Below are 13,023 nucleotides of genomic sequence, written 5' to 3'. Positions count from 1 at the left end.
GGCTCACGTGCCCCGCCCGCGTCGGGGTTCCCCGCAGGCCGCTGCGGGGAACATGTCCGGCCTTAGGATGCTGGAATGAGCCATTCAACGACGAATCCCTCCGATGTCCTCGCCCTCGATTCCCTCTTGAGTCCGGAAGAACTGGAACTTCGGGAGAAGGTCCGCGATTTTACGGACCAGCGGATCCGGCCGAACATCGCCCGCTGGTACGAGGACGCTGTCTTCCCGCGGGAACTGCCGTTTGAACTCGGCGAACTGGGCGTCCTTGGCATGCATCTGGAGGGCTACGGCTGCCCGGGCCGCACCGCCGTCGAATACGGCCTCGCCGCCATGGAGCTCGAGGCCGGCGATTCCGGTATCCGCACTTTCGTGTCCGTCCAGGGCTCGCTGGCCATGACGGCGATCCACAAGTGGGGCAGCGAAGACCAGAAGGAACAATGGCTCCCCCGCATGGCCGCCGGCGAACTCATCGGCTGTTTCGCGCTGACGGAGCCGACCGCGGGATCGGACCCATCGTCGATGTCCAGCTTCGCGCGCCGCGACGGGTCTGGCGATGACGCCGGCTGGGTACTGGATGGTTCAAAACGCTGGATCGGGATGGCGTCGATTGCGGACGTCATGGTGGTGTGGGCCAACACCGACGACGGCATCCGGGGCTTCCTGGTTCCAGCCGGCACTCCTGGCGTGACCGCGACACCCATCGGTGCGAAGCTCTCCATGCGCGCTTCCATCCAGTGCGATGTAGCGTTCGACGGCGTCCGGCTGGGTCCGGAGGCCCTCCTCCCGGCTGCGATGGGCCTCCGTGGCCCGTTCACTTGCCTCAACGAAGCGCGCTACGGCATTGCTTGGGGTGCCATGGGCGCGGCCCGTGACTCCTACGAGGCCGCGCTCGAATATGCCGGATCCCGCATGCAGTTCGGCAAACCCTTGGCAGGCTACCAGCTGACCCAGGAGAAGCTTGTAAACATGCTCCTGGAAATCCAGAAGGGCACGTTGCTGGCACTGCACCTGGGACGGCTCAAAGATGCCGGCAAACTGCGCCCGGAACAGATCTCGATGGGCAAGCTCAACAATGTGCGCGAGGCAATCAAGGTCGCCCGCGACGCCCGGACCGTTCTTGGTGGCAACGGGACCACGCTGGACTACACGCCATTGCGCCATGCCAACAACCTGGAATCCGTGCGCACGTACGAAGGGACGGACGAGGTACACACCCTGATCCTGGGCCAGCACATCACGGGCGTCCCGGCTTTCCGCTAGTTTCCAGCGCGGGGATCAGGGTGTGACCGGAACGGGGTCCTTCTTCCCCGCGTCCTTCTTCCTGCTGTCCTGGCGGATGGTGGCGCTGATGACTGCGGCAACCGTGCACATCGCGGCCGCGCCGATCCATGCATAGGTGTAGTGGCCCGTAGCGTCGCGGATGTAGCCCGCGAGGAACGCGGCAGCCGCGGCTCCGAGCTGATGGGCGGCGAATACCCAGCCGAAGACCACTGAGCCGTCGGACCCGAATACCTTGCGGCAGATTGCTGCCGTCGGGGGCACGGTGGCCACCCAGTCCAGGCCGTAGACCACCACGAACAGGATCATGCTGGGTTCAACGGTCGAGCTCAGCAGCACGGGCAACACCAGCAGCCCGATCCCGCGGAACTGGTAGTACACCGCCAGGAGCACCTTGGGATTGAAGCGGTCCGTCAGCCAACCCGAAGCGATAGTGCCCACGATGTCGAAGATGCCGACGACGGCCAGCAAGCCTGCCGCGGTGGTTTCCGGCATTCCGTGATCGTGCGCAGACGGAATGAAGTGGGTACCGATCAGGCCATTGGTGGTGGCGCCGCAGATCGCGAAACCGGCAACCAATGCCCAGAAGGTGCGCACTCTGCTGGCGCGTTTGAGGACCTGCAGTGCACGCACGGCGGCGTTGGGCGTATTGGCGACTTCCGCCGTCGTCGGCCGCACTTCCTCGGCACGGCGTTCCTCAGCACTGTATTCCTCAGCGCCGTAGGGCTGGACCCCGACGTCGGCGGGTGAGTTCTTGAGCCAACGCAGCACGAGCGGCACCACGGCAAGCGCTCCGGCTGCGATAGGCAGCGAGGCGCCGCGCCAGCCGGGGCTCTGCGCAAGAACCGCGATGAACGGCAGGAACACAAGCTGCCCGGCAGCGCTGCCCGCCGTCAGGATGCCGATCACCAGTCCTCGGCTCTTGGAGAACCACGTGTTGGCGATGGTGGCCGCGAAAACCAGGGCCATGGAGCCGGTGCCGAGTCCGATCAGCACACCCCAGGTCAACAGGATTTGCCAGGACTCGTTCACGAACACGGTCAGTGCGGAGCCGAGGCCGATCAGGCAGAGCGCAATCGCCGTGACGGTGCGGATGCCGAAGCGTTCCATAAGCGCCGCGGCGAAGGGCGCCGTGAGACCGAACAGCACCAGGTTGATGCTGACGGCCAGCGACAGGACCGTTGTGGACCAGCCGAATTCCTGTTGCAGCGGCACCATCAGCACGCCGGGCGCCGCCCGGAATCCGGCTGCGCCCACAAGCGCCAGGAACGCTACGGCCGCCACCATCCAGGCGGGGTGAAGACGCCGCTTCCGAGGGGCCTTGGCGGTTGATCTGCCGGCGGAAAGCTTGGTGGGGTCGGGTGCGGTCATTCGGAGGGCTCCGATTCGTTCGGGAGGTCACGGCTGGCGGGAGCAGTGGCCAAGGCCAACGGGTGTTCCGATCGCGTGAGGCTGTGCCAGCTGGTGTTGGCCGCCGTCAGCCGGGCCCCGCAGTGGGAGCATGTATCAGCCGAAGCCGTGGGAAGTCCGCAATCGTTGTGGATCACACGCATATGGGCGTTGTCCGCTGGCGCATCGAGATGCTTCTCGGACCACAGGATGATCGCGTTCAAGACAGGCAAGGCGTCTTCGCCTTTGGGGGTGAGGACGTACTCTTGGCGGGTGCGGGCGCCGTCGAAGTAGGGCCGCTGGGCAAGGAGGCCGGAGTCGACCAGCCAACCCAGCCTTTTGCTGAGGACGTTGTCTGCGATGTGCAGGCGTGACTTGATCGCATCGAAGCGGCCGTTGCCGAAGAAGACCTCCCGAAGCACCAAGCTTCCCCATGGATCTCCGAGGATATCGAGCCCACGCGCCAGGCTGCACGAACGCTCGGACCAATCGGATCGTAAAGGCATGGCTCGAGATTAGCTGGCTTTTCTAAAGAAAGCTAGACCTTTTGCGTCCGGCGCTCCCCAGGGCGCGCCGTCCTGACCTCTTTTGAAGACAGAGCAGGCCGCGACTCGCCGGGTTTGCGGCGTGTCGCGGCCATGTTGCTCTTCAAAGAAGGTCAGGAAGGCGCGGACGTTAGTCCGTGATGTTGCCGATCGCCTGCTCGAGGTCGGCGATCAGGTCTTCAACTTCCTCGATGCCGCAGGAAAGCCGGATCAGGTTGACCGGTACGGCCAGCTCCGTTCCCTTGACCGAAGCGTGTGTCATCTCCGAGGGGTAGTTCATGAGGGACTCGATTCCCCCCAAGGACTCAGCGAGCGTGAACACCTGAGTGGACTCGGCCACCTTGCGGGCCGCGGCTTCGCCGCCTTTGAACTGCACGGAAATCATGCCGCCGAACTTCTTCATCTGCTTGGCCGCGAGCTCGTGGCCCGGGTGGGATGGCAGTCCCGGATAGAGGACGGCTTCGACTTCGGGACGCTCGAGCAGCCACTCGGCCACAGCCTGCGCGTTCTCGCTGTGGCGGTCCATGCGCACACCGAGCGTCTTGAGGCCTCGGGTCGTCAGGAACGCATCCATGGGTCCGGACACGGCGCCAACGGCGAACTGCACGAAGCCGATCTTCTCGGCCAGTTCGGCGTCCTTGACCACGATCGCGCCGCCCACCACATCCGAATGCCCGCCGATGTACTTGGTGGTCGAGTGGACCACGACGTCGGCACCCAAGGCGAGCGGGGTCTGCAAGTAGGGCGAAGCAAAGGTGTTGTCGACCACCAGGAGGGCACCGGCGTCGTGCGCTACTTTGGCGAGCGCTTCGATATCGGTGATCTTCATCATCGGGTTGGAAGGCGTTTCCACCCAGACGATGCGGGTTTTGTTCGCCGCGACGGCGGCAGCAACGGCGTCAAGGTTGGACATGTCCACTGGTGTGTTGCCGATGCCCCACTCGCCAAGCACCCGGTTGATGAGCCGGTAGGTTCCGCCATAGGCATCGTTGCCGAGAACGATGTGGTCGCCGGGCCGGGCTACTGCCCGGATCAGCGAGTCCTCCGCGGCGAGGCCCGAGCTGAAGCTGTAGGCGTGGGAGCCTCCCTCGAGCGCGGCAAGCTGCTCCTGCAGCGCATCGCGGGTAGGGTTGCCGCCCCGGCCGTATTCGTAGCCGTCACGCAAACCGCCTATGCCGTCCTGGGCATACGTCGAGCTGAAGTGCAGCGGCGGAACCACTGCGCCCGTACGCGGTTCGAAGGCCTGGCCGGCGTGGACGGCACGCGTGTTGAATCCTGCTTCGATTGCAGACATGTGAACTCCTAGTGTCAGTTGCTCAGGTAGGCGAGAAGGTCGTGGCGGGTCAGGATGCCCACGGGTGCTCCGACGAACGTCACCATGACGGTGTCGACGTCGGAGAGCAGCTCGCGCGCGGCGGAGATCGTTTCGAGGGAGCCGATGACCGGCAGGCGCTCCCCCATGTGCTCGGAGATCTTGTCGGTCAATTTCGCCTCGCCGCGGAACAGCTTGCTGGTCAGTGTCCGCTCGTCGACGGCACCGAGGACCTCGCCCATGACCACCGGCGGTTCCTGCGAGAGAACCGGGATGTGCGAGACCCCGAACTCGTTCATGATGTTGATGACATCGCGGACGGTTTCGTTGGGATGGATGTGGACGAGGTCCGGCATCTCGCCGGTCTTCGACTTCAAGACCTCCCCAACGGAGGCCTCCTCGCCGCCGGAGAGGAAGCCGTAGGAGCGCATCCACTTGTCGTTGAAAATCTTCGCCAGGTAGCCGCGGCCGGAGTCCGGCAGGATCACGACGACGACGGCTTCCTCGCCAAGGTCCTTGGCCACCTGCAGTGCGGCGACCACTGCCATGCCGGAGGAGCCACCCACCAAGAGGCCCTCCTCGCGGGCCAGGCGCCGGGTCATCTCGAAGGAATCCGCGTCGCTCACGGCAATGACATCGTCCGGAACGGTCTTGTCGTAGTTGGCCGGCCACATGTCCTCGCCGACGCCTTCCACGAAGTACGGCCGCCCGGTGCCGCCCGAGTAGACCGAGCCTTCCGGATCAGCGCCGATGACCTTGACCCGTCCGCCGTCGGAATCCGGCCGGTCAGCCGAGACATCCTTGAGGTACCTGCCCGTGCCGGTGATCGTGCCGCCGGTGCCCGCGCCGATCACAACGTGGGTGATCTTCCCGTCGGTATCGCGCCAGATCTCGGGCCCCGTGGTTTCGTAATGGCTTCCGGGAGCGGCGGGGTTGGAGAACTGGTCGGGCTTGTAGGCTCCGGGGGTCTCGGACACGAGGCGGTCGGAGACGCTGTAGTAGCTTTGCGGGCTGTCCGGGGCCACGGAGGTGGGAGTGACCACAACTTCGGCGCCGTACGCCTGAAGCACGGCACGCTTGTCCTCGCCCACCTTGTCCGGAACGACGAAGACGCAGCGGTAGCCTTTTTGCTGGGCCACCAGGGCAAGTCCGACGCCGGTGTTGCCCGAGGTAGGTTCCACGATGGTTCCGCCCGGCTTGAGCTTTCCGTTCCGTTCGGCTTCCTCGATCATCTTCACCGCGATGCGGTCCTTGATGGAGCCACCGGGGTTCACATATTCGAGCTTCACCAGGATGGTGGCTTTGATGTCCCCGGTCACGTGGTTGAGCTTGATGAGCGGTGTATTGCCAATGAGGTCCAGGACGGACTGGGCGTACTTCATAGGTACCAAGTTACCGCTTGGTCGGGACTGCTTTGGTGCAGGGACGGCCCGGGGCACGTCCGCTTCGCTCCTAGCCAAAGGACCCCCTCCCGGGGCAAGCTAGCGGGGACGCCACCAAGGAAAGGACATGCACCATGGATTGGACCCTCGAAGTGGTTGTGCTCCCTGTGAGTGACATTGACCGTGCCATCGAGTTCTACCGTGACAAAGTCGGCTTCAACCTTGACCACAACACCACCAACGAGCACATGCACGTGGCCCAGCTGACTCCCCCGGGCTCCGGATGTTCGATCGTCGTCGGCGACCTGCCGGCGCAAAGCGAGATGGCGCCCGGTTCCATGCGGGGCCTCCAACTTGTGGTGGCGGATGCGCGCGCTGCCCGCGATGAATTGCTCGGCCGCGGGGTCGAAGCCAGCGAAATCGCCGTCTTCGACGAGCGCGACGGCGGTACGTTCTTCGGCTTCAGCGATCCGGACGGCAACACCTGGGCGGTCCAGGAACTCAAGGTCCGGGCCGAGAAACCGTTGATACCGGCGGAGGCCCGCGGACGGTTCGGGGAGTAGTTCCGGGGCCGGCTCACTCGGCCGCTGAAGTGCTCCCGGCCGAGGAGTCGGTCTGCCAGAGGCCCAGTATGTTGCCTTCGGTGTCCTTGAAATACGCGTAGTACCCCATGCCCGGAACAGCGTCCTTGCCTTTGACCACCGAACCGCCCGCATTCTCGATCTGGCCAAGCGCAGCCTCGATGTCTTCTACGTCAACCGTGAGGACGGGCGTCTTCAACTCTTCCGAGCGGGGGAACAGCGCACCGTTAATCGCCCCGGGCGCGCTCGGCATGCCCGTCTGCGGGTCCGAAGGCGTGGTGATGGCGATGGTGTAGTCCATCTCCTGCATGGGGTTGAGCGTCCAGCCGAAGGCACCCGTGTAGAAACTGTTGGCCCGCTCCTTGTCGTCAGCGGGGATTTCAAAATGCACTACACCGGCCATTGCGTTCTCCTGAGATTGTCCTAGAAGGCGCAGACGCCCCGCGCCACAGCTGGAGTCTAGTCGTGTGGGTTTAGGGGCGTAAGGGCCTTGAGCGCACCTCTTTTCCAGTGTTGTCGGACAAGCATGCGACCATGAATGAATGACCATCGTCGATGCCCCACCCGCCGCCGCGGCAGCAGCGGACGCATCGGTTCGATGGCACCCCGGTGTTCCTTTCGATCTCCTCCGGACGCTCGGGATCCTCATGCGCGGCAACGGTGATCCGTCCTTCGCGGCACATAAAGACGGCGTGTGGATGGCTTTCACGACGCCGGATGGCCCGGTCACGTTGCGGCTCACGGCCGCTGGCCTCGGCGCCGAGACGCACGTCGATGCCCAGGCTTGGGGTCCCGGCGCGGGCTCCGCCGTCCGTTCCGTGCCTGCGCTGTTAGGGAGCGGGGACGACTGGTCCGGCTTTGACGAAGCTGCGTTTCACGCCACCCTTCCGAGGATGGTCAGGGAAGCCCGACGCCGGAACCTCGCCATCCGCTTGCCTACCACCGGTCGCGTGGTGGACTCCCTCGTGCCCACGATCCTTGAGCAAAAGGTCACCACTATCGAAGCCCGCCGGGGCTACCGCTACTTGATGTACCGCTACGGCACCGCAGCCCCGGGCGCCGGCCGCGCTTCGACGTCGGGCTTTCCGCCGGGCCTGCTCGTCCCGCCGGTCGCCGCCCAGTGGTTGGCCATTCCTTCATGGGAATGGCACAAGGCCGGCGTGGGTCCCCAGCGTTCGGCGACCGTCATGCGGGCGTTGCGATCCGCCGTCGCGCTTGAACGGCTTGCCTCACTCAGCGCGGCGGAAGCCGGGGCCAAGATGCAGACCATTCCGGGCATAGGGGTCTGGACGGCTGCCGAGGTTGTCCAACGGACCCATGGCTGCCCGGACTCGATTGCGGTGGGCGACTACCATTTGGCCTCGTACGTCGGTTACGCGCTCACGGGCAGGAAAACGGACGACGCTGGAATGATCGCCCTCCTGGAACCTTGGCGCGGGCACCGGCAACGGGTAGTCCGGATGCTCGGGCTGAGCGGCTTCCGAAAACCCACGTTTGGACCGCGGATGACCATCCAGGACCACCGTCGCCACTGACTCCTAGCAACGCCGGGACCGCTTGATCCGGACGATGAGGCCGGCGAATCCTCCGGCCAGGTCATCGGCGTTGACCTTGAAGTAGGACCAGCCCGCACTCGTGAAAGCTTCGTCCCTCCGGTTGTCCCGTGTCTGCTGTTCCCGCGTGAGATGCGGTGCGCCGTCGTACTGCACGGCGATCCGGAACCGCCGGTACCCCAGGTCCGCGGACGGCGACCACGGATCGTCCGGGTCGAGGCGGAGCTGCAATTCCGGTTCAGGCAACCGCGCATCCAACATTGCGAGCCGCAAGAATGTCTCGGGAAAAGAATCTGCTCCGACCCGCATGTCTTCGAGGGCGAGCCGGGCCTTCTCGACGCCTTTCATGTTCGGATGCTGCCGGATCAGGAGCCGCAACCCCTCCCTGGTGGCGTAGGGCCCGTTCCTTCCTTCAAAGACCGTCCGAGGCATGCGGATCAACTGATCACCCATGGCAACCAGGTACCGCAGCGGCAATTGATGCGCCAAGTCAAGCCACGTCCGCGACGGGGAGGACACTGGAATTCCGTCTATTTCGTTAACTTCGCCCGGGAGGAAGGCCGAGCCTGGTCAGTACCGCGGCGCCCTCATGGGACACCCAGGCACCGGGGGTTGCCGCGGCGAGGATCCGCGCCCGTTCGGCAAACTCAAATTCACGGCCCGCAGGCAAGTGGATGAGCCGGCCGCCGTCGGACACGTCCCTGGCCCGGAGCCGCTTCAGAGGGACGCAAAGCACCCGGGATTGATAGACCGTGAAAGGACGGTCATTGAGTTCCTCCGGCAGCGGCACGATGCGGACCATGGAATCCAGTTTGTCCGCAAATGGAGGGCCTCAAGGAGTTATCCACAGGGAGATTTCCAACCACGGCAACGGGGTTAAAGGCCCAGCCGGGCGATCGCTTCTTCCCGCATGTCGATCTTGCGCACTTTGCCCGACACCGTCATGGGGAAGCTCTCCCTGATGTCGACGTAGCGAGGGATCTTGTAGTGGGCCAGTTTGCCGCGGCAGAACTCCTGCACTCCGTACAAATCCAGGGCTGCTCCCGGTTTGAGGATGATGCAGGCCATCAGCTCTTCCCCGTATTTGGCATCAGGAACACCGATGACCTGGACGTCCTGGATGGCGGGATGCCGGTAGAGGAACTCCTCGATTTCGCGGGGATAGACGTTCTCCCCTCCGCGAATCACCATGTCCTTCATGCGGCCTTCGATCACGATGAAGCCGTCCGGATCCATCCGGGCAAGGTCGCCGGTGTGCATCCAGCCCTCGCCGTCGATGGCCTCGGCAGTCTTCTCCGGCTGGCCCCAATACCCGTCCATCACGGCGTAGCCCCGCGTGCATAGCTCGCCGATCTCTCCCCGTTCCAATGTTTCGCCGGTGCCGGGGTCCACGATCTTCGACTCGAGCCGCGGCATGGTCCGCCCCACCGTGGTGGTCCGCTGCTCCAGCGTGTCGGCTGCAAGGGTCATGGTGGACACCGGGGAGGTCTCGGTCATGCCGTAGCAAATGGCCACGTCCCGCATGTTCATTTCAGCGATGACGCGCTCCATGACCTCGATGGGGCACAAGGAGCCGGCCATGACTCCGGTGCGCAGGGTGGAGAGGTCGTAGGAGGCGAAATCCGGCAAAGCCAACTCGGCGATGAACATGGTGGGCACCCCATAGAGTGAGGTCCCGCCAAAATCCTGCACAGCTTCCAGGGTGGCCGCCGGGGTGAATCCGCGGCCGGGAATGATGGTGGCTGCCCCGAAGCTCAGGGCGTTCAGGTTCCCGATGACCATGCCAAAACAGTGGTAGAACGGCACCGGAAGGACCACCCGGTCGTGTTCCGTGTATCCCAGCAGCCTGCCGATCTGGTTGCCGTTGTTGAGGATGTTGTGATGGGTCAGCGTGGCACCCTTGGGGAAGCCTGTGGTGCCCGAGGTGTATTGCAGATTGATGGGATCGTGTGGGTCCAGTTCGGCCATGCGGTCCTTGAGGGCTGAGGGTCCGACGTCGTCCGCCCGCTTGAGCAGCTCGGCGTACGTCAGCTCGGCGTCAGTTTGCGGCTCCCCTGCGTTGAGCATTTCCAGGCCCAGATCGGGAAGGAACACCAGCTCCCGAAGCTCAGGACAATCAGCCAAGGCCTCCCGGGCCATGCCCACGTAGTCGCTGTTCCTGTCCGATGGAGCGGCCACCAGCATCCGCATGCCGTTCTGGCGGACCACGAACTCGAGTTCGTGGCTGCGGTACGCCGGGTTGACGTTGACCAGGATCGCGCCCGCCTTCGCCGTGGCATATTGCAGGATCGTCCATTCGGCGCAGTTCGGGCTCCAGATGCCCACACGGTCGCCCTTGGCCACGCCCATGGCGAGCAGCGCGCGTGCCAGCCGGTCGACGTCGTCGTTCAGCTTTTCGTAGCTCCAGCGCCGGGCCTCGGCACCGGGCACGAGGGCGGCTTCGATCAGCGCGTCCCGCAGCGGAAACCGCGCTGCGACGCGTTCAAAGTTGGCGCCGATGGTCTCTTCAAGCAGCGGGACATCAGTGTCCCCGGCTGTGTAGGAAAGCATGAACGCACGCTACCAAGTCCGCGGGGCCAAGAGAAGGCTTTTGCTTGGAAGTCCTACAAAATATTTCAGGGCCTCCCCGGGGCAGCCGGTAAGGTGATTCCCATGAGTGCACCCATCGACCTGCAGGCCACGTTCATTCCCAACGACGGCGAATTCTTCCGCGTCAAGCTCGCGCTGGAAATCGCGATCGACGAAGTGGTGAACGAACCCGGCTGCATCCGCTACGAGCTCACCGAAGCCAACGAGGACAAACTGGTCCTGACCGAGCAGTGGGCCTCCGAGGAACACCTCAACGTGCACTCCAAGGGCATCGCCGTCCAGGACCTCAACGAATCCCTCAGCGCGCTGCTGGCCGAGCCGGTGAAGCTCGAGCGCCTCTAGGAGTTTTCCGCGCGCTGCTTTGCGATGTGCGCGTGGACCTCGTTCATGTCGAGCCCCTTGACGGCCTCGATGACCTGCTCCAGCTGGGGTCCGTTCAGCGCGCCGGGCTGCGAGAACACGAGGACCTTTTCGCGGAAGGCCATGAGCGTGGGGATCGAGGAGATACCGGCTTCGGCGGCAAGCTGCTGCTCGGCCTCGGTGTCCACCTTGGCGAAGAAGACATCGTCATGCTTCTCGGAGGCGGCCTGGTACGTGGGGGCGAATTGCCGGCAAGGGCCGCACCACGCAGCCCAGAAATCCACCAGGACAATGTCATTGCCCTCGATGGTCGATGCGAATTGCTCGCCGGTGATGTCAACTGTAGCCATGCTTCCACGGTACGCGACGACGCGTTCGAAGTCGCCCTTGTTCGCTACCCGGCAAACCGGGAATAAAGCACGACGGCGGTCGGCCGGCTCAGCGCCGCCCGGTGCCTTCGCCTAGTGCCACAGGTGCGGGGCGGTTCTCCGCGCGCCAGGCAGCGCGTTGTTCTCGCGCCATTCGTGAATCCATTCCGGAAGCTCGAGGTCTGCCGGGGGCTCGCCGAACTCGGCGAGGATTTCCTCCTGGCTTACGGGCCGCCCCTTGGCGACAAGCCGCGTGGCAATGTGCGCACGGGCGTAGATCTCGCCGTCGACAACCATGCGCTGTTCGAAGTAGATCGCTTTGGAATCGAGCCCGATGATCTTTGACTCGATGGTGTACTGCTGCCAAAGCTGCAATGATTTCCGGAACGCGATGGTTTCCCCAGCAGCCACCGGACTCCAGCGCCGGCGACGCATTTTCTGCCAGATTCCCGCACGCACCATGAGGTCGAAACGTCCGAGGTCCATCAGGGAGAAATACATGCCGTTATTGACATGCATTGCAATGTCGATGTCCGTAGGAAGCACACGCATGGGCAACGAGGACGTACCCCAAACGCTGAGCCGGCTCCGCCTGGACGAGGTGAACAAGAGCAAGAGGGTTCGGAGAAGCAAATGCATAACCGCCATGTTACTCCGCAGTAACATTTCGGGGTAGCTTCGTTTTGTGTGTCGTCAGATGGCATGTCGTTTACCGCTGGTTCACATGCCATGGGAAGAATGTCTGGAAATAATTACAGATGGCACCAAGGAGATTCCGTGAGCACCACCCAAACCATGAGGACGCCCGCAGATGTGTGGCCGGAACTTCCGCTCCACCAGGAACTGGTGTTGCAAGACACCCGCGGTAACAGGATCGTGGGCACCTTGGACGGGATGACAGAGGATCGCAGCACACTCTGGATCCAGTTGGCCGGAGGCCTCGGCCGGCAACTTGTGCACCACATGGACGGATACTGGCTGGAGCCGGGCAGCGCGAGCTGAAGCTGGCGACGCGGAAATTCGCTGGCGACACGATAAAGGCCTGTCGACACCGGAATTCGGGTGTCGAGAGTCCAGCGGCGCCGCGCAGAGAATTTTCCGCGTCGAACGGCCGCCCTGAACGGCCGCCCTGAATGAACACACAAAAAATCCCCGGAACCATAAGGTTCCGGGGATCCAATGTTGTGGCAGATGAGGGATTCGAACCCCCGTAGGCGTTGCCAGCTGATTTACAGTCAGCCCCCTTTGGCCGCTCGGGTAATCTGCCGAACTTCAAAAGAAGTCACTCCCATTCATCGTTTCGTTTCCGAACCGGTAAGCGCGAGCAAGACAACCTTACAGAACTTCTGCCGAAGAATCGAATCGAGGCATTGAGGGCCCAAAATCGCCTGGATCTCAGGCGCCGCCAAGAATCCGGCCAGCCAACTTGGCCTCGAAACTGGCAGCCTGCTCCGGCGTGATCTGGTTGAGCTGCACCGCCCGCAATAAGTCCGCATGGACACCATCCATCCGAGCTGACGCCTCCGGGACCGGGCTCAAGACCACGGAAGCCGCGAGCGCTGCGGCTGCAACCGCGCTTGCGGCGGTGGCGGCGGACTTGGTGACGTAACGGACGGCTTGGTTGCTCATGGTGCTCCCTTTCAGGATTTGCTCTTCAAACTGATTC

16 protein-coding genes and 1 tRNA gene are annotated in these 13,023 nt (G+C 63.8%); 5 read left to right on the top strand and 12 right to left on the bottom strand.

The window, feature by feature from the left end:
• Positions 1 to 75: 75 nt before the first annotated feature.
• Entirely contained in the window at positions 76 to 1,260 is a 1,185-nt protein-coding gene (locus J2S96_RS16185) for an acyl-CoA dehydrogenase family protein (protein WP_306865678.1), read from the top strand.
• Between the two features lie 15 nt (positions 1,261 to 1,275).
• Here J2S96_RS16185 and J2S96_RS16180 read toward each other — a convergent pair whose 3' ends face one another.
• The 4 genes from J2S96_RS16180 to J2S96_RS16165 form a co-directional block, all read right to left on the bottom strand.
• A complete protein-coding gene (locus tag J2S96_RS16180; protein ID WP_306865676.1) occupies positions 1,276 to 2,649 on the bottom strand; it encodes an MFS transporter in 1,374 nt (457 codons plus the stop codon).
• A complete protein-coding gene (locus J2S96_RS16175) occupies positions 2,646 to 3,173 on the bottom strand; it encodes a winged helix-turn-helix transcriptional regulator (protein WP_306865674.1) in 528 nt (175 codons plus the stop codon). Before J2S96_RS16175 ends, J2S96_RS16180 begins: the two co-directional genes overlap by 4 nt.
• 169 nt (positions 3,174 to 3,342) lie before the next feature.
• Positions 3,343 to 4,506 carry a cystathionine gamma-synthase gene (locus tag J2S96_RS16170; RefSeq protein WP_306865672.1) on the bottom strand — a complete coding sequence of 388 codons (1,164 nt, stop codon included), beginning with the start codon at positions 4,504 to 4,506 and terminating at the stop codon, positions 3,343 to 3,345.
• Positions 4,507 to 4,520: 14 nt separating this feature from the next.
• Positions 4,521 to 5,906, bottom strand: a complete 1,386-nt coding sequence (locus J2S96_RS16165; protein ID WP_306865670.1) for a cystathionine beta-synthase — start codon at positions 5,904 to 5,906, stop codon at positions 4,521 to 4,523.
• Positions 5,907 to 6,040: 134 nt separating this feature from the next.
• On the opposite strand from J2S96_RS16165, the gene J2S96_RS16160 reads away from it, so the two are divergent.
• The gene (locus tag J2S96_RS16160) at positions 6,041 to 6,469 is read left to right on the top strand and encodes a VOC family protein (protein ID WP_306865668.1); all 429 of its coding nucleotides are present in this window, start codon (positions 6,041 to 6,043) and stop codon (positions 6,467 to 6,469) included.
• Positions 6,470 to 6,482: 13 nt separating this feature from the next.
• On the opposite strand, the gene J2S96_RS16155 is transcribed toward J2S96_RS16160, so the two are convergent.
• Positions 6,483 to 6,890: a VOC family protein gene (locus J2S96_RS16155; RefSeq protein WP_306865666.1), complete on the bottom strand. Its 408-nt coding sequence runs from the start codon at positions 6,888 to 6,890 to the stop codon at positions 6,483 to 6,485.
• A gap of 139 nt (positions 6,891 to 7,029) precedes the next feature.
• Here J2S96_RS16155 and J2S96_RS16150 point away from each other — a divergent pair, with 139 nt between their 5' ends.
• The gene (locus J2S96_RS16150; RefSeq protein ID WP_306865664.1) at positions 7,030 to 8,022 is read left to right on the top strand and encodes a DNA-3-methyladenine glycosylase family protein; all 993 of its coding nucleotides are present in this window, start codon (positions 7,030 to 7,032) and stop codon (positions 8,020 to 8,022) included.
• A gap of 3 nt (positions 8,023 to 8,025) precedes the next feature.
• On the opposite strand, the gene J2S96_RS16145 is transcribed toward J2S96_RS16150, so the two are convergent.
• The 3 genes from J2S96_RS16145 to J2S96_RS16135 all read right to left on the bottom strand — a co-directional run bounded on the left by J2S96_RS16145 (position 8,026) and on the right by J2S96_RS16135 (position 10,590).
• On the bottom strand, positions 8,026 to 8,559 hold the full coding sequence (locus J2S96_RS16145) for a hypothetical protein (protein WP_306865662.1): 534 nt from the start codon (positions 8,557 to 8,559) through the stop codon (positions 8,026 to 8,028).
• Between the two features lie 19 nt (positions 8,560 to 8,578).
• Positions 8,579 to 8,842, bottom strand: coding sequence for a hypothetical protein (locus tag J2S96_RS16140; protein ID WP_306865660.1), 264 nt, complete (start codon positions 8,840 to 8,842; stop codon positions 8,579 to 8,581).
• A gap of 74 nt (positions 8,843 to 8,916) precedes the next feature.
• Positions 8,917 to 10,590 (bottom strand): AMP-binding protein, encoded by a 1,674-nt coding sequence (locus tag J2S96_RS16135; RefSeq protein ID WP_306865658.1) that lies wholly within the window; start codon positions 10,588 to 10,590, stop codon positions 8,917 to 8,919.
• A gap of 102 nt (positions 10,591 to 10,692) precedes the next feature.
• Between J2S96_RS16135 and J2S96_RS16130 the strand changes: the two genes are divergently transcribed.
• On the top strand, positions 10,693 to 10,971 hold the full coding sequence (locus tag J2S96_RS16130) for a putative quinol monooxygenase (RefSeq protein ID WP_306865657.1): 279 nt from the start codon (positions 10,693 to 10,695) through the stop codon (positions 10,969 to 10,971).
• Here J2S96_RS16130 and J2S96_RS16125 read toward each other — a convergent pair.
• Both J2S96_RS16125 and J2S96_RS16120 read right to left on the bottom strand, forming a co-directional pair.
• Complete coding sequence (locus tag J2S96_RS16125) at positions 10,968 to 11,339, bottom strand: thioredoxin family protein (RefSeq protein ID WP_306865655.1); 372 nt, start codon at positions 11,337 to 11,339, stop codon at positions 10,968 to 10,970. The genes J2S96_RS16130 and J2S96_RS16125 overlap by 4 nt on opposite strands.
• 111 nt (positions 11,340 to 11,450) lie before the next feature.
• The gene (locus J2S96_RS16120) at positions 11,451 to 11,996 is read right to left on the bottom strand and encodes an acyl-CoA thioesterase (RefSeq protein WP_306865653.1); all 546 of its coding nucleotides are present in this window, start codon (positions 11,994 to 11,996) and stop codon (positions 11,451 to 11,453) included.
• 138 nt (positions 11,997 to 12,134) lie between these two features.
• Here J2S96_RS16120 and J2S96_RS16115 point away from each other — a divergent pair, with 138 nt between their 5' ends.
• Positions 12,135 to 12,359, top strand: a complete 225-nt coding sequence (locus J2S96_RS16115) for a hypothetical protein (RefSeq protein ID WP_306865651.1) — start codon at positions 12,135 to 12,137, stop codon at positions 12,357 to 12,359.
• Positions 12,360 to 12,542: 183 nt separating this feature from the next.
• Here the strand turns inward: J2S96_RS16115 and J2S96_RS16110 are convergent.
• Both J2S96_RS16110 and J2S96_RS16105 read right to left on the bottom strand, forming a co-directional pair.
• Positions 12,543 to 12,624, bottom strand: a tRNA-Tyr gene (locus J2S96_RS16110).
• Between the two features lie 128 nt (positions 12,625 to 12,752).
• Complete coding sequence (locus J2S96_RS16105) at positions 12,753 to 12,986, bottom strand: hypothetical protein (RefSeq protein ID WP_306865648.1); 234 nt, start codon at positions 12,984 to 12,986, stop codon at positions 12,753 to 12,755.
• Positions 12,987 to 13,023: the final 37 nt, after the last annotated feature.

The sequence above is a fragment of the Arthrobacter bambusae genome, assembly GCF_030812595.1.
Taxonomy (GTDB): Bacteria; Actinomycetota; Actinomycetes; order Actinomycetales; family Micrococcaceae; genus Arthrobacter; species Arthrobacter bambusae_B.
The sequence above is the reverse complement of the archived record's forward strand: the minus strand, read 5'-3'. Positions and strand labels throughout refer to the sequence as shown.

Excerpts from the sequence above, each read along its gene's own strand:
- J2S96_RS16185 (WP_306865678.1), top strand. The coding sequence starts at position 76 with ATGAGCCATTCAACGACGAATCCCTCCGATGTCCTCGCCCTCGATTCC.
- J2S96_RS16180 (WP_306865676.1), bottom strand. The coding sequence starts at position 2,649 with ATGACCGCACCCGACCCCACCAAGCTTTCCGCCGGCAGATCAACCGCC.
- J2S96_RS16175 (WP_306865674.1), bottom strand. The coding sequence starts at position 3,173 with ATGCCTTTACGATCCGATTGGTCCGAGCGTTCGTGCAGCCTGGCGCGT.
- J2S96_RS16170 (WP_306865672.1), bottom strand. The coding sequence starts at position 4,506 with ATGTCTGCAATCGAAGCAGGATTCAACACGCGTGCCGTCCACGCCGGC.
- J2S96_RS16165 (WP_306865670.1), bottom strand. The coding sequence starts at position 5,906 with ATGAAGTACGCCCAGTCCGTCCTGGACCTCATTGGCAATACACCGCTC.
- J2S96_RS16160 (WP_306865668.1), top strand. The coding sequence starts at position 6,041 with ATGGATTGGACCCTCGAAGTGGTTGTGCTCCCTGTGAGTGACATTGAC.
- J2S96_RS16155 (WP_306865666.1), bottom strand. The coding sequence starts at position 6,890 with ATGGCCGGTGTAGTGCATTTTGAAATCCCCGCTGACGACAAGGAGCGG.
- J2S96_RS16150 (WP_306865664.1), top strand. The coding sequence starts at position 7,030 with ATGACCATCGTCGATGCCCCACCCGCCGCCGCGGCAGCAGCGGACGCA.
- J2S96_RS16140 (WP_306865660.1), bottom strand. The coding sequence starts at position 8,842 with ATGGTCCGCATCGTGCCGCTGCCGGAGGAACTCAATGACCGTCCTTTC.
- J2S96_RS16135 (WP_306865658.1), bottom strand. The coding sequence starts at position 10,590 with ATGCTTTCCTACACAGCCGGGGACACTGATGTCCCGCTGCTTGAAGAG.
- J2S96_RS16130 (WP_306865657.1), top strand. The coding sequence starts at position 10,693 with ATGAGTGCACCCATCGACCTGCAGGCCACGTTCATTCCCAACGACGGC.
- J2S96_RS16125 (WP_306865655.1), bottom strand. The coding sequence starts at position 11,339 with ATGGCTACAGTTGACATCACCGGCGAGCAATTCGCATCGACCATCGAG.
- J2S96_RS16120 (WP_306865653.1), bottom strand. The coding sequence starts at position 11,996 with ATGCATTTGCTTCTCCGAACCCTCTTGCTCTTGTTCACCTCGTCCAGG.
- J2S96_RS16105 (WP_306865648.1), bottom strand. The coding sequence starts at position 12,986 with ATGAGCAACCAAGCCGTCCGTTACGTCACCAAGTCCGCCGCCACCGCC.